The sequence below is a fragment of the Arthrobacter sp. D3-18 genome, assembly GCF_054408525.1.
Window position 1 is genome coordinate 1,902,085 of sequence record NZ_CP096440.1, and the last position, 21,359, is coordinate 1,923,443.

Genomic DNA, 21,359 nt, shown 5'->3' on the forward strand with positions numbered 1-21,359 from the left:
CCGCCCGGTCTTCCTCTGTGTCTTTTGAGGAATCACGGTGCGTGTGTGCGCGCCCGCAATCAAGGTCTCAGGGAGCCCAATGAACGCCGTCCAAAGGTTCATCAGAAGCCGTGTGCTGCTGCTGACCGCGGCCATTTTGATCGTCGCCATGTGCTTGTCCGTCCTCGTCCAGAGCCAGTCGCAGGCGGCTCTGAACAGGACAGTGGACGAGAACTCGCGGGGACTCTACGACATCCTGGTCCAGGCAAAGCCTGACCAATCACAAGATGGCGACGGCGGTGCATTGATTCAGCCGGAAATCGCCAACGGCCAAGGCGGCATCAGCTTTGAGCAGCTGGAGAAGATCCGGACCATGGGTCAAACGGCCGTGGCCGCACCTATCAGCCTGGTTTCGCGCGTATCGCAGAACCTTGAGGCTCCGCGCCTCAACGCCATGGACTACCTGGGCTATAACGCGGGCCTTGCCGGCGCAGTGACGGCGGGGGATCCGTCCGCCATGGATTCGAACAAGTGGCCTGCAGCGGAATCAGTACTGCCTGATTCCCCCAAGAAGTACCGCCTCACCGCCTCGGCCACGAGCTCGGACGGAGCTAACGAGAAAACCCTTTTCAAAACCAGCGCTGAAGGCACCTTGGGCAAGGGTCGCCTGATCCAGGAACAGACTGCTGGCGGCACCAATGTCCGGATCGCCGGCCCTGAGGGCGAGACAGGTGTTAAGTTCCCCGCTCCCGCCCTGGGCTCGGAGCACAATCTTTTCAATCTCTCCGTGGCGCTTCCCCTGGCGCCTGAGGTGACAGAGTCCGTCGTCGCCGTCGACCCTGCCGCTGAGCGGGCGCTGCTGGGCTCGGCAGGAGACTTCCTGGCACCCTTGGAGAAGGCTCCTCCGGCGGATGCCCGTGACGCGGGCGCCATTGGACGACACTTCGAGAGTCTTTTCACCACCGGCCTCAGCATGGACCAGCTGGAAGAAGGCCCCGATTTCCTGGGCGTCAAGCTCAAGCACTGGGCGCCGCTGATGACACAGTACCAACAGGCCAAGCGCGACGGCCTGCTGACGGAGGACTCCCAAGCCATTCCGCTGATTGTCCGTTCAGGCACATCCCTTGACCTGCAGTACTCGGTGAAGATCGAGGAACTTGACGCAAGCGGCAAGGTGGTCAATGAGGTGGGCACTGTAACGCGTTCCCTGGACAAGGACTACCTTCCGTTCGTGTCCAAGTCCCCGTTCGCCCTCGAATGGCCCGGATCAACCGATCACAGCAAATTGCTGGGCAGCACGGCCTCCTTCAGCCAGGGTTTGTACAACCCGGCCACGTGGAGCACGGCATTTGCCGCAGCACCTCAGTACAAGGACGGCGACGAAGCCTCCAACGGCGCATCGGATAAGAGCGCCACACCGGGGGACTGGGTAACGGTGAACCGTCTGCCGGAGAAGTCGTCCTTCGGGGCGCCCGTGGATCAGACCCAGCGTAAGCCGGTTGAGGAACGCTCCTACCGGGAAGACCTGGAAACAGGCAAGAAGCCGGCCACGCCGCTGCCCATGGTGTACGGCACCTTCGACCCTGCCGCAGTGAAGTCTGCTGCCGGGGACGTCAACAAGCTGCCCTTGGGCGGCTACGACCCCACGCCGATGACTCTCACCAAGGACGCTGAGGGCAAAGAGGTTGAGGGCACGGAACTGAAGCCATCGCTGAGTGCTACAGGCTTGGTCAGCCAGTCCGCCGGCGCCATCACCGATTACTACGGACTGGCAGCTGCGCGTGGTTACGACACCAATGCGGACGTCATAGACGCTATCCGTGTCAAGGCGTCAGCCACCGGAAACTGGAAGACGGCACAGCCCGAGGTGGAGAAGTTGGCCACCCAGATCCGCGAGCTCGGCCTTGAGGCTACCGTCGTGGCGGGTTCCGCCCGTGAAGATGCCAATATTTTTGTCCCCGGCTACAGCAAGGACGACGCCGGCAAGGAATCGCCCCTGGGCACCGTCCAGCAGTCGTGGGTGCGACAGGACGCAGCCGATGCCGTCTCAGGTTCCCTTACCGGAACCAACATCACCCTTCTCTTCCTGACACTGCTGGGTGCAACGCTCCTGACAGGTGCTTCCACAGTCAGCTACATTCGACAACGCCGAAGCGAAGCCGGAATCCTCCGCGCCATGGGGTGGACCCAGAAACGGATCCGCTCCTGGGTCCTGGAAGAATTCGCTGTGGGAGCTGCCGCCCTCGCAGCAGCGGGACTCATCCTCAGCTTGCTGAGCTGGAACATTGCCACCGTGATCGTCTCGGTCACGATGCTGGTCATCTACAGCGCTGCTGCATTGCTCGCCGCCCAGCAGTTGCGCCACCGCGTGGTGATTGATCAGGAACCGCAGCATGACGAACGCCTGGTGACCGTTGACTCGCCCCTGACGTTCGCCAACAGGCAGCTCACCACCAACCGCTTCAACTCGATCTCCCTGGCTGTGGCAGTGGGTGTGTTCGGTGCCGCAGTGGGTGCCCTGATCGCACTCCTGATCGACATTCCCCGAGCAGCCGGTGCCAGCGCCCTGAGTGGTCTGGCCGCTGCCAGCATCGCGTTGCCGAGCGTCATCCTCGCTGTATTCGGTGTGGTGGTTGGCCTCCTCCTTACCCTGGTCACCGGTCGCTTCGAGCTCCACGCCAAACGGGAGTACCTCGGTACGTTGCGTGCCATGGGCTGGAACCCGGACATGCTTGGCCAAGTCCGCTTCTTCGAAAATGCACTTGTGGGCACAGTGGCACTTCCCTTGGGTGTCCTTGGTGCCCTGGGGCTGGGATTGCTCCTGGCTCCCTACGCGGCTCTTTGGGCCGGGCTGGCCGGTCTGCTGGCCGTAATTTGCTGGATTCCGATTGCAACGAAAGTAGTCAAATGACTGACAACCTCAACCCCGAGCTGAAGGCCACCCCGGAATCCGCGGACGAGTCGCTGCAGACCCGTGCCAACACCATCGTGAGGGCCACGGATCACGCGACTCCCTTGGAACTGAGTCGGGTCACCATCCACTACGGCGGCGACAAGGGCGGTGCCGAGGAAGTCGACGTCGTGGACGACTTCAACCTCACCCTTCACGCTGGTGAGATGCACTGCATCGCCGGACGAAGCGGTTCCGGTAAGACCAGCATCCTGACGGTGAGCGCGGGACTTACGCTTCCGACGTCGGGCAAGGTCTTCTGGGAAGGCCAGCCGTTGGACACCATGGGCGACGACGAGATCGCGGACCGCCGACGGGCCCTGATTGGTTACGTGGACCAGGGCGGCGCCTTGATCGACGGAATGAGTGCCTTGGAGAACGTCCTGCTCCCCGCCGTACCCGACGGCGAAGTGGAACAGCGTACGGAGATGGCGAAGGACCTCCTGGACCTGGTGGGCCTCGGACGCCGTATGCGCCACCGTCCCGCGCAGCTCTCCGGAGGTGAACGCCAGCGTGTCGCTATCGCCCGTGCCCTGATTTTGGGCACCCGCGTTCTGGTGGTGGACGAGCCCACGGCCAGCCTTGACCGTGCAGCGGCCAACCGCATTATCGGCATTCTCAAGGACACCACCAGCGATGGCATTGCCGTCCTGGTTGCTTCCCACGACCATGAGTTGGTCCGGCTCAGCGATACGCTGACCGAACTTAACTAAGCTATTTCATCCCAAAAAAAGGTAACTTCTTAGAGTGACGTCTCCAGAGAAATCCCCGTTCTACATCACCACCGCAATCAGCTACCCCAATGGCGTGCCGCACATCGGCCACGCCTACGAGGTCATCGCGACTGATGCCATGGCGCGATTCAAGCGCCTTGACGGCCATGAGGTATTCTTCATGACCGGAACGGACGAGCACGGACTCAAGATGCAGCAGTCAGCCGAGAAGGAAGGCATTACTGCCAAGCAGCTCGCTGACCGCAATTCGGCAGCCTTCAAGCAGATGAGCCAGGACTTGGGGATCTCCCACGACCGCTTCATCCGCACCACGGATAAGGACCACTACGCAGCTTCCCAGGCCATCTGGAAGAAGATGGAAGCCAACGGTGATATCTACCTGTCCAAGTACGAGGGCTGGTACTCCGTCCGCGACGAGGCGTACTACGTCGAGGACGACACCGTGGTGAAGGAAGATGGGCTCCGCTACTCCAAGGAGACGGACACCCTTGTCACCTGGACTGCCGAGGAAAGCTACTTCTTCCGGCTCTCCAACTACCAGGACAAACTCCTTGCCCTGTATGAGGAACAGCCTGAATTCGGCGCGCCGCAATCCCGCTTCAATGAGGTCATCAGCTTCGTGAGGCGTGGCCTGGAGGATCTGTCCATCAGCCGTACCACCTTCGACTGGGGCGTTCCCGTCCCGGGTGACGAGAAGCACGTCATGTACGTCTGGGTGGACGCGCTCACCAACTACCTGACCGGCGTTGGCTACCCGGACATCGAGTCGGAATCCTTTAAGAAGTTCTGGCCGGCCGATGTCCACGTCATCGGCAAGGACATCTCACGCTTCCACGCCATCTACTGGCCCGCGTTCCTCATGAGCGCCGGACTGGAACTGCCCAAGCGCGTCATGATTCATGGCTTCCTCACCAACAACGGTGTGAAGATGTCCAAGTCCTTGGGGAACGTGGTGGCACCCCAGGATTTCGTGGCGCAGTACGGCCTGGACCAGTGCCGCTACTTCTTCCTCCGTGAAGTTCCCTTCGGAGCGGATGGCAACTACAACCACGAAGCCATCGTGGGCCGCATGAACTCGGACCTGGCCAACAACTTCGGCAACCTCGCCCAGCGTTCGCTGTCCATGGTCGCCAAAAACTGCGAAGGCAAGGTTCCCGTTCCAGGCGCGTTGACACCTGAGGACAGCGCCTTGCTGGCTCAGGCGGGCGAACTGTTGGGCACTGCCCGTGCCGCCTTCGACAAGCAGGAATTCAGCAGGGCACTCGAGGCGATCTGGACTGTCCTCGGCGATACCAACGCCTACTTCGCGGAGCAGGCTCCGTGGGTGCTGCGCAAAACCGATCCGGAACGCATGAACACGGTCTTGTACGTCACCTTGGAGGTTGTCCGCATCGTGGCGATCCTCGCCCAGCCGGTCATGCCGTCGTCGGCCGCGAAGCTCCTTGAGGTGCTCGGGCAGCCTGAAGGCGAGTCGCGTCAGTTCGCCGCCGTCGCCACCCCGATTGTTGCCGGCACGGAATTGCCCGCCCCGACGCCAGTCTTCCCGCGCTACGAAGAACCCGCCGAGGCCTAGACCCTCTTTCACATAACAGTCATAAACACGAAACGCTCTCTCACTTCCTTCCGGTCCCGTCCGGGGGAGTGAGAGAGCGTTTCTTGTTACAGGGCGATGAGGTGGGAGGGAGTCTAGGCTGTGGCCAGTCCCTCCACCGGTGACAAGCGTGCCGCGCGGCGGGCAGGGACCACCGAAGCCAGGAGTCCGGCCACCACGGCGACCCCAAAGACAGCCGCCAGCTGGAACCACGGCACGGCCGGAACAACAGTGGCTACACCTCCCAGGCTTGCCTGCGCGCCGAGCCAGCCATAAACGATGCCCAAACCCGCCCCCATGATCGCAGCCACACCCGCGACGAGCACGGCCTCGATGGCCAGCATGCCGCGGAGTTGGCCCCTGGTCAGCCCCAAGGCACGGAGCAGCGAGTTCTCGCGCGTCCGTTCCAGGACCGAAAGCGACAATGTGTTGGCAACACCGATCAACGCGATGACCACCGCGACACCAAGGAGCCCTGTGACTACCAGCAACAGGACATCGATGATGCTGTTGAAGGTCACCCGCTCAATCGCGGCACCGCTGACAGTGCGCTCATGCACGCCCAACTCTGCGGCGATCTCCTTTTGGATGGCCTGAACCCGGTCCGCAGACACGGAATCATCCAGTTTCACCCACACCATGCCGGGCGTTTCCGGCAAAGTACCTGCGGACACGCTGGAGCTTTCCACGAAGGCAGGCACGTGGCGGGTACGCAGGACTTTGGCATCGAGCGAAACCGTGCCGGTCGCCGTCGTGATGCTTGCCGGTCCTTCGGGGGAGTCCTCAGGCAGGTACACCGTGCCCGCGGACGGCTTCAGGTGGTTATCCCGCACCACGGATGCAGCGTCGGCGGCGGAGAGACCGTAGATGGTCATGCCGCCGTCCGGCCATGCCTCGTTGTTCAGGGTTCCCAACGGCTGCAGCAGCACTGCAGCACTGACGCCGTCGAGCGCTTTGATCCGGGATACAGCCTGGGTGGGATCACCGGCGTCCACCGCGGTCTGGGCGGACAGGTCCACCGGGTAGTTTTCCGCCAAGGTGTCGTTGAAAGCGTGCCTGGAGGTAGCCGCCCCGGTCATCATGAGGGAAACCAAAGTGACGCCGATCAGCAGCGCGGCGGCAGTAGCGGAGGTACGGGCAGGGTTTCTCGTCGCATTGACGGCGGCAAGCTTGCCAGGCACGCCGGCCGGCGCGGCCAGACGGCCGGCCAGGGCCACCACGGAGGGGATGAACAGGGTGGAACACAGCAGGATGCCCACAAACGAAACAGCACCACCGAGCAGCGCCACCAACAACGAAACAGTCATGCTGCCGTACACTAACAAGGCTGTTCCGCCCAGCAGGGCCACCAAGCCCAGGACAAGGCGAATCCTGCCACGGCGGTTGCTTACGGAGGCGTCGTCTGCCGGGCGGAGGGCGGCGAGTGGCGCGACGGCGGTGGCCGCCTTCGCGGGTACCAGCGCAGCGACGACGGTCAGAAGCGTTCCTGCCACCAGGCCGGCAATGATGGCCGACGGCGGCACCGCCAACGTCGCGAACGCCTGCTCGGGCTGGGACTTAGCCCAGGCGATCAAGCCGGTCATCAGGCCTGTGGCAGCAAGGACACCCAAAACGGACGAGATGAAACCAGCTACAACGGCCTCCAGCATGACCGACCCACGGATCTGTGCCCGACCGGCGCCCAGGCAACGGAGCAAGGCCAACTCCCTGGTCCTTTGAGCCACCAGCACTGAGAACGTATTGGCCACCACCAGAGTGGAAACGAGGATGGCCACTCCTGCGAAGGCGAGCAGCACGACGGTCAACTGGTCCTGGCCTGCACTGAGCATGGCCACTGTGGAGGTGACCTTCTCCTGCGCCGTTTCCAGAACGGGCGCAACGGCACCTGCTGCTTCCATACGGTGTGCAATGTACTCCTTGGCGGCGGTGACGTCTTCGCCGGGCTTCAGTGCGAACTGTAGGCCCGAGTACCCGGCGCCAGCGTCCTGGACCGCGTTCAACACTGACTCAGAGCCCACCAACTGGGCAGCCGATGACGAGAAGGGATCGTTGGTGGCCTTGGTCAGGCCCGTAATGGTTACCTTTGCAGTCTTGACGGGTCCTGCACCCCGCAGCTCCAAAGTGCTGCCGACTGTGAGGCCCAGATGATCCGCCGTCTTGACGTCAATGACGGCTTCCGAGGCGCCCGATGGCATGGACCCGGAGGACAGCACTGCACCCTCCAGGGAAGCCGGCGCCGCATTGCGCAGCCGGCCGTATTGTTCACCCCCGCCAGCCTCGAACGTTACGTAGGTGGAGCGCTCGGCATAGCTGTCCTGCACTGCGGGTGAGGAAACCGCCGCGTCCACTGCTTCCTGCGTGAACGGCTCCCCGTTCTTGGAAGTAGCCACAACATCGGCGTTGCGGTACGCCTCGCCTATGCTCGCGCCCAGTGACGCATTGGTGCTCGCGCCCACCATGAGCGTGGCCGAAAGGAACATGACAGACAACATGACTGCAAGCCCGATGGCCACGAAACGCCGGAAATGGGTGGTCAATTGGGAAAGGGCAACACGCAACATGCCTTAGGCCCCCAGCTTGCCGAGCGCAGCCAGCACGGAGTCGGCAGTGGGATCGTGGATCTCGCCCACCAAGCCTCCATCGCTCATCAGCACCACGCGGTCCGCGTAGCTCGCTGCCACGGGATCGTGGGTGACCATGATGATGGTTTGCCCCATCTCCTGGCTGCTCCGGCGCAGCAACGCCAGGACTTCCCCGCCCGCCCTTGAATCCAGGTTTCCTGTAGGTTCGTCGCCGAACACGACGTCGGGACGCGTCAGCAACGCCCGGGCTACAGCCACGCGCTGCTGTTGGCCGCCCGAGAGCTCATGCGGCCGGTGCTTCAATCGATCCTTGAGCCCAAGCGCTGTGACAATGGTATCCAGCCACCCGGCGTCGGTGGTGGTTCCCGCCAAGGCGAGTGGAAGGGTGATGTTCTGCTCGGCGGTCAAGGTGGGCACCAGGTTGAACGCTTGGAAAACGAAGCCGATCCGCTCCCGGCGCAGAGCGGTGAGCTGGCGGTCATTAAGCCCCGTCAATTCGGTGCCGCCCAGCACAATCCGTCCGGAATCGGCCGTGTCCAAGCCAGCAAGGCAATGCATCAAGGTGGACTTGCCGGAACCGGACGGCCCCATGATCGCAGTGAACTTACCGGCATCGAAGCGCACTGATACCTTGTTCAAGGCAGTGACGGTGGTATCAGCGCGGCCATAGCTCTTGGTCAGCTCATGGGCCTCCACAGCGGGACGAGCCTTGGCGTCTTCCCAGCCTGCGGGTCGTTCGGTTCCTGACGGGTGGGGGAGAGGCGTGAATGTTGTCATGGTTCCACGGTATGTTTCCTGCCAGTCCAGCCGGATCGGGCCGCGGGCCCATTATTCCGGGGCCATACTCATACCGTGGTCTGAGCTGCTAGATGCCAGGGGCCACAACGCCGGTTTCATAGGCGATGACCACCACCTGGACACGGTCCCGCGCGCCAAGCTTCGCCAGGATATGACCTACGTGGGTCTTGACCGTGGCCTCGGAAAGAAACAGCCCCGCCGCGATTTCCGGGTTCGATTGTCCTTGCGCGATCAGCTGGAACACTTCGCGCTCTCGGGCTGTAAGGCGCTCGACGGCGGCAGCGTGCTCAGTCTGCTGCGGTGTCTGCGTCCTTAGGAGCGGCGCCACGTGGTCAAGCAAGCGTCGGGTGGTGGAAGGAGCAATCACGGCGTCCCCGCGGTAAACAGTGCGGATGGCCTCGAGCAGTTCCTCCGGAGGCGCGTCCTTCAGGAGGAATCCGCTGGCACCGGCTTGGATGGCTGCAAGGGCGTACTCGTCAAGATCAAAGGTTGTGAGGACCACGATTTTGACATCTGCCCGCTGCGAACCGGCGGGCTGTGACGCTGCCTGTTCCAGGATGCGACGGGTCGCTTCAATGCCGTCCATCCCTGGCATGCGAACATCCATCAGGACCACGTCGGCAGCGGTGCCGCTCAGGGCTTGGACCGCCTCGATCCCGTTGCCGGCCTCAGCAACCACTTCAAGGTCCGGCTGCGAATTGATGAGCATGCCAAAACCCGATCGGACCAATTGCTGGTCATCGACGAGAGCTACCCGGATGGGTGCGGGAACTTCAGGCATGGATCAGGCCTCCGAATACGGGATAAATGCGGACACACGGAAACCGCCGCCCTGTTCAGGCCCCGCGGTCAAGGAACCATCGTAGAGGGAGACGCGCTCACCCATTCCCAAGAGACCGTTACCGCCTCCTGCCGTGGGGGGATCAGCAGCGGCGCCCCGGCCGTCGTCGATGATGTCCAGTTGGAGGCCGCGGGCCAGCCACGTCAGGGTGACACTCGCCGTCGCCTTCGGTCCTGCGTGTTTCATGACGTTGGTCAGGGCTTCCTGGATGATTCGATAAGCCGTGAGTTCAGCGCCGGCTGGTAGGGCCCTGCGGGGTACACCGGTCTGTTCGAACACCACCTGCAGTGTGGCGGCGCGGAAACCGAGGAGGAGTTCGTCAAGATCGGAAAGCCGGGGTTGAGGGCGGGTAGGGGAGTCGTCGTCGGAGCGGAGCACGCCCAGCAGTCTTCGCATCTCGCCCAGCGAATCCCGTCCCGTGGCCGCAATTGTGGCCAGCGCCTCGGTTGCGAGTTCGGGTTTCGCGGCGGCAGCGTATCGGGCTCCGTCTGCTTGGGTGATGATGACGGACAACGAGTGCGCCACGATGTCGTGCATTTCCCGGGCGATGTGGGAACGTTCATCGGCGGCGGCCAGCTTGCGCTCCTGCATCTGCTCCACTTCAAGTCTGCGCGTGCGATCCTCAAGAGCCTGAAGCTGCAACCGGCGTACGCGCGTGAGATCGCCCAGCGTCCAGCTCACCAGCACCAACATCCAAATCAGGACGGTATAGAGCGCACCGATGGTGAGGCCCAGGATGCCGGACTCAGCTGTGGTTGAAAAGAGCCGGGTAGTGAGCATGACCCCACCCAAAAGTCCGGCCAGAAGAACCGTGCGGCTCGCCCACGCGGGGCCATAAGCAGCCGTCGCGTAGATGACCAGTGGGACGGCGATTTGGCCCGCCACGGGTTCGGCGCCCACCGCCCATTGGATCAGGCACACCAGAATGACGACGCCGGCCGCCACGGCCGGGCGTGTGCGCCGCCATGCGAGGGGAAGCAAGAGGCTGCAGGACAAGAGGAACAGCCAGGGCCGGTCCGCGACCAGATATACGGGACCAAACAGGAGGATGAGGAGGCACATGGCCGTCATATCAACCTTGAAGCGGTTGATCCGGAACCATTCGTATAACTCGTGCCTTCTATCCACGCTATGACTCTATGTGCTTGCTCCCGGCGCCGACATCATGCCGTGGTCTGACTCTTACCCGATCTACAGGCAAGCCAGTGTTCGAAGAGTGAGACGATTTTGACCAGCATGTGGATTGCTTGGCTAGATAGAGCTATGAGTGCAACGTCCATCAATCTCGCTGTCATCCCTGGCGACGGCATTGGCCCTGAGGTCATCGCCGAAGCCGTCAAGGTCCTCGAAAAGGCTGTAGCCGCCGAAGGCGTTGCCCTTGAGCTGACCAACTACAAGCTTGGTGCCCAGCACTGGCTTGAGACCGGCGAGACCCTCCCGGACGAGGTCCTGGCGGACCTGCGCACACGTGATGCCATCCTCTTCGGAGCAGTGGGCGCAGCCCCGGGGGATACCCGCATCCCTTCCGGCATCATCGAACGCGAGATGCTGCTCAAGCTTCGCTTCAGCCTGGACCACTTCGTGAACCTGCGCCCGTCCCGCTTGTACGGCACCGTCGGCAGCCCCCTGGCACACCCCGGCACCATCGATTTCATCGTGGTCCGCGAAGGCACCGAGGGTCCCTATGTGGGCAACGGCGGCACGCTGCGCGGTGGAACGCCCCACGAAGTGGCCACGGAAGTTTCCCTCAACACAGCTCACGGTGTGGAGCGCGTCGTCCGCGATGCCTTCCGGCGCGCCAACGAGCGTCCGCGCAAGCACGTCACGCTCGTCCACAAGCACAATGTGCTGGTCTTCGCCGGGCATCTGTGGAAGCGCACGGTTGAGGCCGTGGCCCAGGAATTCCCCGAGGTCACCCACGACTACCTGCACATCGACGCCGCTACCATCTTCATGGTGACCGACCCCTCCCGCTTTGATGTCATCGTCACCGACAACCTGTTCGGCGACATCCTCACCGACCTCGCCGCTGCCATCACCGGCGGCATCGGCCTGGCGGCATCGGGCAACATCAACATGGACCGCACCGCACCGTCCATGTTCGAGCCCGTCCACGGCTCAGCCCCGGACATCGCCGGACAGCAGAAAGCCGATCCCACCGCGGCCATCCTCTCCGCAGTGCTCCTACTGGACCACCTTGGCTACACCACGGCGGCCCGCAAGATCGAAGCGGCAGTAGTCGCCGACGTCGAAAGCCGCACCGGTGAGCCACGCAGCACGGCTGCTATTGGCGATGCCATTGCGGCCGCACTTTAGGCCCATTTCTCAGGCGTAAGCTTGTGTTGAATTATTTACCTGCTTCCCTGGTCCATAGCTGAACCACACCCTTTTTGGGGCCCGGTTCGCCCTGCCAGGTAGCTGACTGTGGAGGAAACATGACTCAGACTGCCCATGGCGTCGAATTCAGCCAGCAGCTTTCGGATACCCCGAAGTCTGCTGAGGAGCGTGCAGCCGTCCTGGCGAACCCGGGCTTCGGCGACTACTTCACCGACCACACCGCCGTCGTCGACTACAAGGTTGACGCCGATGGCAATGGCGGTTGGCAGAATGCCCGGATCGAGCCTTACGGACCCATCTCCCTGGACCCGTCGGCTGCGGTCCTGCACTACGGCCAGGAAATCTTCGAGGGCCTTAAGGCGTACCGTCACGCTGACGGCTCCGTGTGGACTTTCCGTCCTGAAGCCAACGCGGCACGTCTGAACAAGTCCGCGCGTCGCCTCGCCCTCCCGGAACTGCCCGAGGAGTACTTCCTGGGCGCCATCCGCGAACTCGTCCAGGCTGACAAGGAATGGGTTCCTTCCGGCGACGGTGAAGCCCTCTACCTGCGCCCGTTCATGATCGCCACGGAGGCTTTCCTGGGTGTGCGTGCTGCCCGTGAAGTGTCTTTCCGTGTCATCGCTTCTCCTGCCGGCAACTACTTCGGTGGCGAGCTCAAGCCCGTTTCCATCTGGATTTCCCGCGAGTACGCCCGTGCGGGCCGCGGCGGAACCGGTGCTGCCAAATGTGGGGGCAACTACGCAGCTTCCCTGATCGCGCAGCAGGAAGCCGAAGCGAACGGCTGCAAGCAGGTACTGTTCCTGGACCACTTCAACGACGACGCCGTAGAAGAACTGGGCGGCATGAACGTCTTCTTCGTCATGAAGGACGGCTCCCTGGTCACTCCCGCCCTGAGCGGCACCATCCTTGAAGGCGTCACCCGCATGTCTGTTATCCAGGTGGCCAAGGACATGGGCCGTGAAGTCACCGAGCGCAAGATCACCCTGGATGAGTGGCGCGACGGCGTGGCCTCCGGCGAGATCACCGAGGTCTTCGCTTGCGGCACCGCAGCTGTGATCACGCCGATCGGTGTGCTCAAGGACGCCACCGAATTCATCGGGTCCGAGGACGCGAAGGCCGGGGAAACCACCATGGCCATCCGCCAGCAGCTCCTGGGCATCCAGACCGGAACCGTCGAGGACAGCCACGGCTGGTTGACCCGCCTGGTCTAAGTTCCGAAAAAACAGAACGCACGACGGCGGCCCTCCCACTTGGCAACAAGCGGAAGGGCCGCCGTTCTGCTTCCCCGGACGCTCTATCAGATCCCTCGGGTTTGGGGCGGACGCTCTTTCACCTCCCTCGGATTTGGGCCGGACGCTCTATCAGATCCTTCGGGTTTGGGCCGGACGCTCTATCAGATCCTTCGGGTTTGGGGCGGACGCTCTTTCACCTCCTTCGGGTTTGGGGCGGACGCTCTATCAGATCCTTCGGGAGGCTTTCGATTGGCGACGGCGGCACCTTGGTGAGACGACGGCGTCGGGCGTTGGTGGGCAGGGTTTGGTATGTGAGCGAGGGTTGGTGGGAAGGGCTTGGTATGTGAGCGAGGGTTGGTGGGAAGGGCTTGGGATGTGAGAGGGGGTCGGTTCAGTGCCAAGATGGGACAGTGACTTCAGAATCAACGGCGACTTCCAATGAGAGTTCCCTGCAACGCAGCAGCGAACTCACCCGCTTCCGATTGGCACCCAACCCCGGCCCGATGAGCCTGGACGGTACCAACTCATACGTCATCGGCGCCCCCGGATCCCGCTATGTGGCGGTGGTAGACCCGGGCCCGGAAGATGAACAGCATTTGGCTGCATTAGCATCGGCAGGTGTTGTGGATGTAGTCCTCATCACGCACCGGCACGCGGACCACACTGAGGCGTCCGCACGTTTTCACCAGATCACCGGGGCGCCTGTCCGTGCTGCATTGGGGGAGCATTGCCACGGCGGCGAGCCGCTGATGGACGGCGAGGTCCTGACGGCGGGCGGCGTCGAGATCCGCGTCATGGCCACCCCGGGTCACACATCGGACTCCGTCTGCTTCCATCTCCCGGATGACGGCCCCAGCGGATCCGTTCTCACCGGGGACACGATTCTGGGCCGTGGAACCACGGTGTTGGATTATCCGGATGGCCGGTTAGGCGACTACCTTGCAAGCTTGGACCGGTTGGAAGCGATAGGACCCGCAACACTGCTGCCCGCACATGGGCCCGTGCTCACGGCCCTGGACGAAAAGTGCCGTGAGTACCGTGATCACCGTGAGCAGCGGCTCGACCAAATCCGGGCGGCGTTACAACACCTCGGTACGGATGCATCCATCGCTGCGGTCACGGATGCCGTTTATCCCGACGTCGACCCTTCCGTGAGGTGGGCGGCAGAGACTTCCGTTGCGGCCCAGTTGGATTACCTCCGAAGCTAAACCCGGACTGTAGGCTTGAGCCCATGCGTATCGCCAGGTTTGTAGTTGATTCTGATCCCCTTTACGGCGTTGTTGAAGGCGAGCCCGGCAGTGAGGAAATTACTGTCATCAACGGCGACCCCTTCTTCAACGGCGTCGAACGTACCCATGTGAAGCACAAGCTGGAGGACGTGCGGCTCCTCGCCCCGATCATTCCCCGCAGCAAAGTCATTGGCGTCGGCCGGAACTTCGCCGAGCACGCGGCCGAACTCGGTAACGAGGTTCCCCAGCAACCGCTGCTCTTCCTGAAGCCCAACACCTCGGTGATCGGCCCGAACGATCCCATCATCCTTCCCGAGTTCTCCGAGGAAGTTTCCTTCGAAGCTGAGCTTTGCGTAGTCATCGGCCGGATCTGCAAGGACGTTCCCGAGGACCGTGCGGACGATGTCATCTTCGGCTACACCTGCGGCAATGACCTCACCGCCCGCGACGTCCAGAAGACCGACCTTCAGTGGGCGCGGGCCAAGGGATTCGATACCTCCGCGCCGCTGGGTCCGTGGATCGAAACCGAACTCGACCATGAGGACCTGTCCATCCAGGGCCGGCTCAACGGCGAACTCCGCCAGGACGGCAGCACCAACCAGATGATCCGGGGCGTACGCGAGCTCGTCTCGATCGTTTCGCACGCGTTCACCCTGCTTCCGGGCGACGTCATCATGACCGGCACTCCGGCCGGCGTCGGCCTGGTCAGTGAAGGCGACCGCTTTGAAGTGGAAATCGAAGGCATCGGCCGGCTCTCCAACCCGGTGGTTCGCCGCTAGGCTCCCAGCCAGGCCTTAAACCTCGACGGCGGCACGCACCTTTCACACGAAAGGCGCGTGCCGCCGTCGAGCGTTTCCGTACGGGAATCCGAGGCATCGCCAAGCGGTAAAGTTGGAACCACTATGACTACTGCTTCTGCGTCGAACGCTGCCTCCAGCGCCATTCCTGCCGTCAACGCCGAGACTCCGGTCCGCGTCCGTTTTTGCCCGTCACCCACGGGAACGCCGCACGTTGGCCTGATCCGCACCGCCCTGTTCAACTGGGCCTATGCACGCCATACCGGCGGCAAGCTGATCTTCCGCATCGAGGACACAGACTCGGCCCGCGACAGCGAAGAGAGCTACCACCAGTTGCTGGACGCCCTCAAGTGGCTCGGCATCAATTGGGATGAGGGCGTGGAGGTTGGCGGACCGCACGAGCCTTACCGGCAGTCGCAGCGTGGCGACATCTACCAGGATGTCATCGCCAAGCTGAAAGCAGGGGGACACGTCTACGAGTCCTACTCCACGCCCGATGAGATTGAAGCCCGCCACAAGGCGGCCGGCCGCGACCCGAAGCTGGGCTATGACGGCTTCGACCGGCACCTGACGGATGAGCAGCTGGCACAGTTCAAGGCCGAGGGACGCGAGGCCGTCCTCCGTCTCCGCATGCCGGACGAGGACCTGACATTCAACGACCTCGTCAGGGGCGAGATTACCTTTAAGGCAGGCTCGGTTCCCGACTTTGCCGTTGTCCGCGCCAACGGTGCTCCGCTCTATACGTTGGTAAACCCCGTTGACGATGCCCTCATGGGAATCACCCATGTCCTGCGTGGCGAAGATCTGCTGAGCTCCACTCCGCGTCAGATTGCGTTGTACCGGGCGCTTTACGCCATTGGCGTGGCCGAGTACATGCCGGAATTCGGTCACCTTCCCTACGTCATGGGCCAGGGCAACAAGAAGCTTTCCAAGCGCGACCCGGAGTCGAGCCTCTTCCTGCACCGCGAAAGAGGATTCATCCCCGAAGGCCTGCTCAACTACCTGTCGCTGCTTGGCTGGTCACTGAGCGCGGACGAGGACATCTTCACCGTGGAGCAGCTCGTGGCTAACTTCGACATTCATGACGTCCTGGGCAACCCCGCCCGTTTCGACATCAAGAAGGCCGAAGCCATCAACGGAACACACGTGCGGATGCTCGCGCCTGAAGACTTCAAGGAACGCCTGGTTCCCTACCTCCGAGCTGCTGGTTTCGTTGGGGAAATCCTGACTCCGCGGCAGGAAGAAATCCTCGCTGAGGCAGCTCCTCTGGTCCAGGAGCGGATCACCCTTCTGGGTGAAGCTCCCGAGATGCTGGCCTTCCTCTTCAAGGCCGATGACGCCATCGATGTTGCGGACGATGCCCGCAAGGGTCTTCCGCAGAACCTGGAAGAAGTACTGGATGCTGCCCTGGCTGCGCTGGAACCCATCGGGGAGTGGACAGCGGAGAACATCCAGACGGCTCTGAAGCAGGCTCTGGTTGAGGACTTGGGTATCAAGCCGCGTGCGGCGTTCGGGCCTGTGCGCACCGCTATCTCAGGTCGCCGGATCTCACCGCCGCTGTTCGAGTCGATGGTGATCCTCGGCAAGGATTCCTCACTCGCCCGTGTCCGCGCCTTCCGCGGCTAGCAACGGAACCAGTCATGGCTATCTCAAGTACTTTCGGCACCATCCGCGGTGTCCTCTTCGACATTGACGACACCTTGGTGGACCTTGAGTACGCCATGACAACAGCACTCCGGGATGTCAGTGAACATCTCCTACCCGGCCTGGACCAGGCCGGGTGGGTGAAGTTCGGGCGCATCTTCACCCACGAAACCACACACTTCTACGACCGCTACCTGGCCGGCGAGCTGACGTTCAACGAGCAACGCCTGCTGCGAGGCAGGGCTGCTTTGGGTCATTTTGGCGTGGAGCTTCAGGACGGCGCGGAGTCCCAGGCATGGGTAGCCGAGTATCACCAACGCCAGACGGCGTACGTCCGGGCTTTTGACGACGTCGAAGGCGTACTGGACGCGCTCGATACTGCCGGCATCCCCTACGGCGCCGTCAGTAACAACGTGCATGATTACCAACGGGCCAAGCTGGATGGTGCAGGCCTTTCAAGGATCAAGATCCTCGTGGGTACGGACACGGTAGGTGTGCCGAAGCCGGATCCGGCAATCTACCTCGAAGGCGTGCGCCTGCTGGGTACCCGTCCGGGGGAGACCCTCTATGTGGGTGATAACAGGTTGCTTGATGCTGACGGCGCAACAGCGGCGGGCCTGGTTGGTGTGTGGCTCAACAGGACGGCAGAAGTGGTGGAGGAGTTCACCGGCCGCCAAGTGGATTCGCTGTCGCGGTTGCTGGTCGGGGCGGCTACCCCGGCGTAAAACCCGTGTGATGCAGGTAACGGCTTTTCGATTTGTGCAGGTGGCAAGACTCCGGTAGAGTCATTACTCGTGCTGAGGGGCACGGAGGGAAAAGCTGAGGGAAACCAAAGCACTGAACTCCGGTCCGAAAGCCGCTTTGGGATATGGTGTAATTGGCAACACTACGGTTTCTGGTACCGTCATTCTAGGTTCGAGTCCTGGTATCCCAGCTCTGAAAATCCGCGTCAACACGCTGGAAATTCAGAAGTTTCAAGTCGTTGAGTCGATTTGGAGCGTAGCTGAAAGTATGAAATACTCATTCAGCTTGATCGCCGGAAACGGTGACAAAAAGTGCAAGGCCCCATCGTATAGCGGCCTAGTACGCCGCCCTCTCACGGCGGTAACGCGGGTTCGAATCCCGCTGGGGTCACAAACAAATCCCCCGGAACCACGGTTCCGGGGGATTTCTTTTTCCCCATTTCTGTCGTCTGTGCCTGCGCCGCACCTGTGACGGGGATCGGGCTGGCATGATGATGCTGTGACCGCAAATGATGATGAGACAACACCCCGGGCTACCCAGGCTGCCCAAGGTGCGGCAACCGCCGTCGAGGCCTTGGAAGCTGCCCGCGCGGAACTTGCGGCCACAACCCTTCCGCTCGCGGTGCCGGAGGTCCGGGAGGCCCGTCAGTGGATCCGTGAATCCCTGGCCCAGCTCGACGACTATGTGATTCCCCGCTACCGCAGCCTCGACGCTCCGCTGCTGGCCGTCGTTGGTGGTTCCACCGGCGCAGGGAAGTCCACGCTGGTCAACGCGCTGATCGGCTACCCAGTGACCCGTGCCGGCGCTATCAGGCCCACCACTCGCCAGCCCATCCTCCTGCATCATCCTCTGGACGCCGAATGGTTTGAAGGTCACCGGATACTTCCCAACTTGGACCGTATCCGCGGCACCGTATCTGCGAATCCTCTGCCGGCGCATCAGGCAGGTGCCGCTCCCGACGCTCAGGCCATCACGTCTTTGGTGCTGGTGGGACATGAGTCAGTGCCCCAGGGAGTCGCCCTTCTGGATGCGCCCGACGTCGACTCCATCTCCGATGACAACCGCCGGCTCGCCGGACAGTTGCTTGCTGCCGCTGACCTCTGGGTGTTTGTCACCACGGCAAACCGCTATGCCGACGCCGTACCTTGGCGCCTGCTCTTGGATGCAGCTTCGCGGGATATCACCGTAGCGGTGGTCCTGGACCGTGTGCCCGCAGCTGCGGAAGACGAAGTGAGGACTGATCTCCAAGCAATGCTCGACCGGCAGGGGCTGGCGGACGCGAAGCTCTTCGTCGTTCCGGAGAGTGCGTTGGATGGACTGGGCATGCTTCCTGAGGAGTCCGTAATTGGCTTGCGTCAGTGGCTGGGTGCCTTGGCAGCCGATGCAGTCGGACGCGCGGAGGTGGCCAGGCGAACACTGAATGGCGCAGTTAAAGCCGTCAGCGTCCGGCTGGAGGGGATCGCGGGTGCTGCTGCGGCCCAGGATGCCGCTGCCCGCGACCTCCAGGCAAGCTGCGTTGCCGAGTATGAGCAAGCTCTCTCGCGCATTCTGGAGGCCACCAAGGACGGGGCGCTTCTCCGCGGCGAAGTGTTGGCGCGCTGGCAGGACTTCGTGGGAACAGGTGAGTTCTTCCGGGCACTCGAGCAGAACATTGGCCGGATGCGGGACCGTGTAGGGGCCTTCTTCCGAGGCGAACCCGCTCCCGCTGTGAAGGTTGAAACCGCGATCGAGACCGGGTTGCAGGCGGTGATCCTGGACGAAGCAGCCAACGCAGCCGAAAACGTGGACCGGCGCTGGCGTTCGGATGCTGCGGGTCGGGAACTCCTCGGCGCCGAAGATCTTTCAGGCACCAGTGAGGGTTTCGATGCGAAGGCCGCAGCAGCTATTCGGTCCTGGCAGGAAGGACTGATGGAGATGATCCGCACGCAGGGCCAAGGGAAACGAACCCAGGCCCGGTGGTTGTCCTTTGGCGTCAACGGGCTCGGCGCTGCGCTGATGGTGGTGGTGTTCTCCATGACAGCCGGGCTGAGCGGCCTGGAGATCGGTATCGCAGGTGGAACGGCCGTTGTTGGACAGAAGCTGCTGGAGGCGGTGTTCGGTGAGGATGCCGTACGTCGCCTGGCCCAACAGGCCAGGGATGATCTGCACACACAGTGCCAACGGCTCCTGGACGACGAGAGGCAACGGTTCCTGGATCGCCTTGAAGCAGCCCATCCGAACTCCGGAGACGACCTCGCCCGGCATGCCCAAACCTTGCGCCGCCTGGCGGGGGCCGCATGAGCCGCCACGGCCAAGTCCGCGAGTCTTCCCAGCTGCAGCGCAGGCTTGAATCGCTCAACACTGCCCGGGAACTGGCTGAGGGCGTCCTTCCGGACCCCGAACTGCAATCTGTATACGAGGTCTTGGAGCGTGCCACGTCGCGGCGGTCATTGTCAGCAGGGCACACTGTGGTGGGGTTTTTCGGGGCGACGGGTAGCGGAAAGTCGTCGTTGTTCAATGCTGTATCCGGCAGCGAGCTCGCAACCGCCACTGCGCGGCGTCCCACCACGTCTGCGCCGTTGGCGGGCATTTGGGGCGAAGAAGGCAGCGGCCCGTTGCTTGATTGGCTGGACGTCAAAGAGCGGCATACGCTTCCGCCGGTTCCTGGGCTCGCAGACGAGAACAGCGGCCTGGTGCTGCTGGACCTGCCCGACTTCGATTCCACCAGGGTAGAAAACCGGGAGATTGTTCAGCGCATGGTGGGCATGGTGGATGTGCTGGTGTGGGTTTTGGACCCGCAAAAGTACGCCGACGCTGCTGTGCATAATGACTTCCTTCGGCCCATGGCCTCCCACGGTGCCGTCACGCTGGTTGTCCTGAACCAGGTGGACAAACTCAGCCCGGACGATGCAGCCGCCGTGATGCACTCCTTGGAAGGGATTCTGGCGCGGGACGGACTGGGCAAAGTGAGGGTCCTCAGTGCCTCGGCGCTAACCGGCGACGGCGTCCCGACTCTCCGCGGGGCAATCAGGAACGTCGTGGTCCAACGGGAGGCAACAACACAGCGCCTTTCAGCCGACGTCACCAAGGCCGCGGCGGAACTCGCCCGGGCCTCCGGCGAGGGCGAAGCCCGTGGCATCAAGGGAAACACGAAGGCCCGCCTCGCGTCGGAGCTGTCGACGGCGGCAAACGTACCGGTGGTGGTGGACGCCGTGCAGCGATCTTTCGCGCGTGAGTCGGCCAAGAGGACCGGGTGGCCCGTCACGCGGTGGCTGTTGCGTTTCCGACCCGACCCCTTGCGGAGGCTGAACCTGGGCCGGGATGACACCAAGCCTGAACTGAGCCGGACGTCGCTACCGCCTGCGGGTGCGCCCGAGCGGGCACGGACAGATGCTGCCGTCAGGGACTTTGCGGATGAGGCGTCGGCCGGCGCGCCCGGTCCTTGGCGGGCGGCTATCCGCAGCGTGGCAAGGGACGGGCGGGAGCAGCTGCCTGACGCGTTGGATCAAGCAATTGCGGGCACCGACTTGAAGACGGGCAAACGTCCCCTGTGGTGGATCCTTTTCAATACCCTTCAATGGATTGCGCTTCTGCTCGCAGCAGGCGGCCTTGGGTGGCTGGGTGTGTTGGCCGTACTCGGCTACTTCCAAATGCCAGTGCCCGAGGTCCCACGAACAGAAGGGTGGCCCTGGCCTACGCTAATGGTTGCCGGGGGAGTGGTGCTGGGAATCGTCCTTGCCATCACTGGAAGGATTCTTGGAGGCTGGGCTGCCCGGGTCAGGGCATCGGGGGCATCGAAGCGTTTGAAGGCCGCCGTGGCAGTAGTTGCCGAGCAACGGATCGTAGAGCCTGTCGAGGTGGAAATCACGCGTTTGAAAGCGTTCAACGCGGCGCTGAAGGCCGCCCGCTCCGGTTAGGGCTG

General features: G+C 62.8%; 15 protein-coding genes and 2 tRNA genes. 13 read left to right on the top strand and 4 right to left on the bottom strand.

The features are described from left to right. The first annotated feature begins 79 nt into the window (after window positions 1–79). Genes M1D89_RS10980 through metG form a run of 3 tightly spaced genes read left to right on the top strand, consistent with a single transcriptional unit; the run spans window position 80 to window position 5,236 of the window. Window positions 80–2,890, top strand: a complete 2,811-nt coding sequence (locus tag M1D89_RS10980) for an FtsX-like permease family protein (protein WP_498650475.1) — start codon at window positions 80–82, stop codon at window positions 2,888–2,890. After that, complete coding sequence (locus M1D89_RS10985; protein ID WP_498650477.1) at window positions 2,887–3,642, top strand: ABC transporter ATP-binding protein; 756 nt, start codon at window positions 2,887–2,889, stop codon at window positions 3,640–3,642. The genes M1D89_RS10980 and M1D89_RS10985 overlap by 4 nt, the downstream gene beginning before the upstream one ends. A gap of 34 nt (window positions 3,643–3,676) precedes the next feature. Further along, entirely contained in the window at window positions 3,677–5,236 is a 1,560-nt protein-coding gene (metG, locus tag M1D89_RS10990) for a methionine--tRNA ligase (protein WP_498650479.1), read from the top strand. Between the two features lie 113 nt (window positions 5,237–5,349). On the opposite strand, the gene M1D89_RS10995 is transcribed toward metG, so the two are convergent. From M1D89_RS10995 to M1D89_RS11010, 4 genes are all read right to left on the bottom strand, one after another. Further along, window positions 5,350–7,815: an ABC transporter permease gene (locus M1D89_RS10995; protein WP_498650481.1), complete on the bottom strand. Its 2,466-nt coding sequence runs from the start codon at window positions 7,813–7,815 to the stop codon at window positions 5,350–5,352. A 3-nt stretch (window positions 7,816–7,818) separates the two neighbouring features. After that, window positions 7,819–8,613 (bottom strand): ABC transporter ATP-binding protein, encoded by a 795-nt coding sequence (locus M1D89_RS11000; protein ID WP_498650483.1) that lies wholly within the window; start codon window positions 8,611–8,613, stop codon window positions 7,819–7,821. 88 nt (window positions 8,614–8,701) lie between these two features. Beyond that, complete coding sequence (locus tag M1D89_RS11005) at window positions 8,702–9,415, bottom strand: response regulator (protein ID WP_498650485.1); 714 nt, start codon at window positions 9,413–9,415, stop codon at window positions 8,702–8,704. Window positions 9,416–9,418: 3 nt separating this feature from the next. After that, a complete protein-coding gene (locus M1D89_RS11010) occupies window positions 9,419–10,603 on the bottom strand; it encodes a sensor histidine kinase (RefSeq protein ID WP_498650487.1) in 1,185 nt (394 codons plus the stop codon). Window positions 10,604–10,738: 135 nt separating this feature from the next. On the opposite strand from M1D89_RS11010, the gene M1D89_RS11015 reads away from it, so the two are divergent. The 10 genes from M1D89_RS11015 (at window position 10,739) to M1D89_RS11060 (ending at window position 21,354) form a co-directional block, all read left to right on the top strand. Next, window positions 10,739–11,791, top strand: coding sequence for a 3-isopropylmalate dehydrogenase (locus M1D89_RS11015; RefSeq protein WP_498650489.1), 1,053 nt, complete (start codon window positions 10,739–10,741; stop codon window positions 11,789–11,791). 119 nt (window positions 11,792–11,910) lie between these two features. Beyond that, on the top strand, window positions 11,911–13,023 hold the full coding sequence (locus tag M1D89_RS11020; RefSeq protein WP_498650491.1) for a branched-chain amino acid aminotransferase: 1,113 nt from the start codon (window positions 11,911–11,913) through the stop codon (window positions 13,021–13,023). A 431-nt stretch (window positions 13,024–13,454) separates the two neighbouring features. Next, on the top strand, window positions 13,455–14,252 hold the full coding sequence (locus M1D89_RS11025) for an MBL fold metallo-hydrolase (protein WP_498650493.1): 798 nt from the start codon (window positions 13,455–13,457) through the stop codon (window positions 14,250–14,252). A 23-nt stretch (window positions 14,253–14,275) separates the two neighbouring features. Then, window positions 14,276–15,052 carry a fumarylacetoacetate hydrolase family protein gene (locus M1D89_RS11030; protein ID WP_011775161.1) on the top strand — a complete coding sequence of 259 codons (777 nt, stop codon included), beginning with the start codon at window positions 14,276–14,278 and terminating at the stop codon, window positions 15,050–15,052. A gap of 123 nt (window positions 15,053–15,175) precedes the next feature. Next, window positions 15,176–16,696 (top strand): glutamate--tRNA ligase, encoded by a 1,521-nt coding sequence (gltX, locus tag M1D89_RS11035; RefSeq protein ID WP_498650495.1) that lies wholly within the window; start codon window positions 15,176–15,178, stop codon window positions 16,694–16,696. 14 nt (window positions 16,697–16,710) lie between these two features. Beyond that, window positions 16,711–17,439, top strand: a complete 729-nt coding sequence (locus M1D89_RS11040) for an HAD family hydrolase (protein WP_498650497.1) — start codon at window positions 16,711–16,713, stop codon at window positions 17,437–17,439. A 137-nt stretch (window positions 17,440–17,576) separates the two neighbouring features. Next, a tRNA-Gln gene (locus M1D89_RS11045) sits at window positions 17,577–17,648 on the top strand. Between the two features lie 127 nt (window positions 17,649–17,775). Beyond that, window positions 17,776–17,848 (top strand) — tRNA-Glu (locus tag M1D89_RS11050). Between the two features lie 108 nt (window positions 17,849–17,956). Next, window positions 17,957–19,738, top strand: a complete 1,782-nt coding sequence (locus tag M1D89_RS11055; protein WP_498650498.1) for a dynamin family protein — start codon at window positions 17,957–17,959, stop codon at window positions 19,736–19,738. Beyond that, window positions 19,735–21,354, top strand: a complete 1,620-nt coding sequence (locus M1D89_RS11060; RefSeq protein ID WP_498650500.1) for a GTPase — start codon at window positions 19,735–19,737, stop codon at window positions 21,352–21,354. Before M1D89_RS11055 ends, M1D89_RS11060 begins: the two co-directional genes overlap by 4 nt. Window positions 21,355–21,359 lie beyond the last annotated feature (5 nt).

Bases quoted from the DNA above. Each gene is read 5' to 3' on its own strand.
- M1D89_RS11015 (WP_498650489.1), top strand. From the start codon at position 10,739: ATGAGTGCAACGTCCATCAATCTCGCTGTCATCCCTGGCGACGGCATT.
- M1D89_RS11060 (WP_498650500.1), top strand. From the start codon at position 19,735: ATGAGCCGCCACGGCCAAGTCCGCGAGTCTTCCCAGCTGCAGCGCAGG.
- M1D89_RS11005 (WP_498650485.1), bottom strand. From the start codon at position 9,415: ATGCCTGAAGTTCCCGCACCCATCCGGGTAGCTCTCGTCGATGACCAG.
- gltX (WP_498650495.1), top strand. From the start codon at position 15,176: ATGACTACTGCTTCTGCGTCGAACGCTGCCTCCAGCGCCATTCCTGCC.
- M1D89_RS11030 (WP_011775161.1), top strand. From the start codon at position 14,276: ATGCGTATCGCCAGGTTTGTAGTTGATTCTGATCCCCTTTACGGCGTT.
- M1D89_RS11020 (WP_498650491.1), top strand. From the start codon at position 11,911: ATGACTCAGACTGCCCATGGCGTCGAATTCAGCCAGCAGCTTTCGGAT.
- M1D89_RS11000 (WP_498650483.1), bottom strand. From the start codon at position 8,613: ATGACAACATTCACGCCTCTCCCCCACCCGTCAGGAACCGAACGACCC.
- M1D89_RS10995 (WP_498650481.1), bottom strand. From the start codon at position 7,815: ATGTTGCGTGTTGCCCTTTCCCAATTGACCACCCATTTCCGGCGTTTC.
- M1D89_RS11040 (WP_498650497.1), top strand. From the start codon at position 16,711: ATGGCTATCTCAAGTACTTTCGGCACCATCCGCGGTGTCCTCTTCGAC.
- M1D89_RS10985 (WP_498650477.1), top strand. From the start codon at position 2,887: ATGACTGACAACCTCAACCCCGAGCTGAAGGCCACCCCGGAATCCGCG.
- M1D89_RS10980 (WP_498650475.1), top strand. From the start codon at position 80: ATGAACGCCGTCCAAAGGTTCATCAGAAGCCGTGTGCTGCTGCTGACC.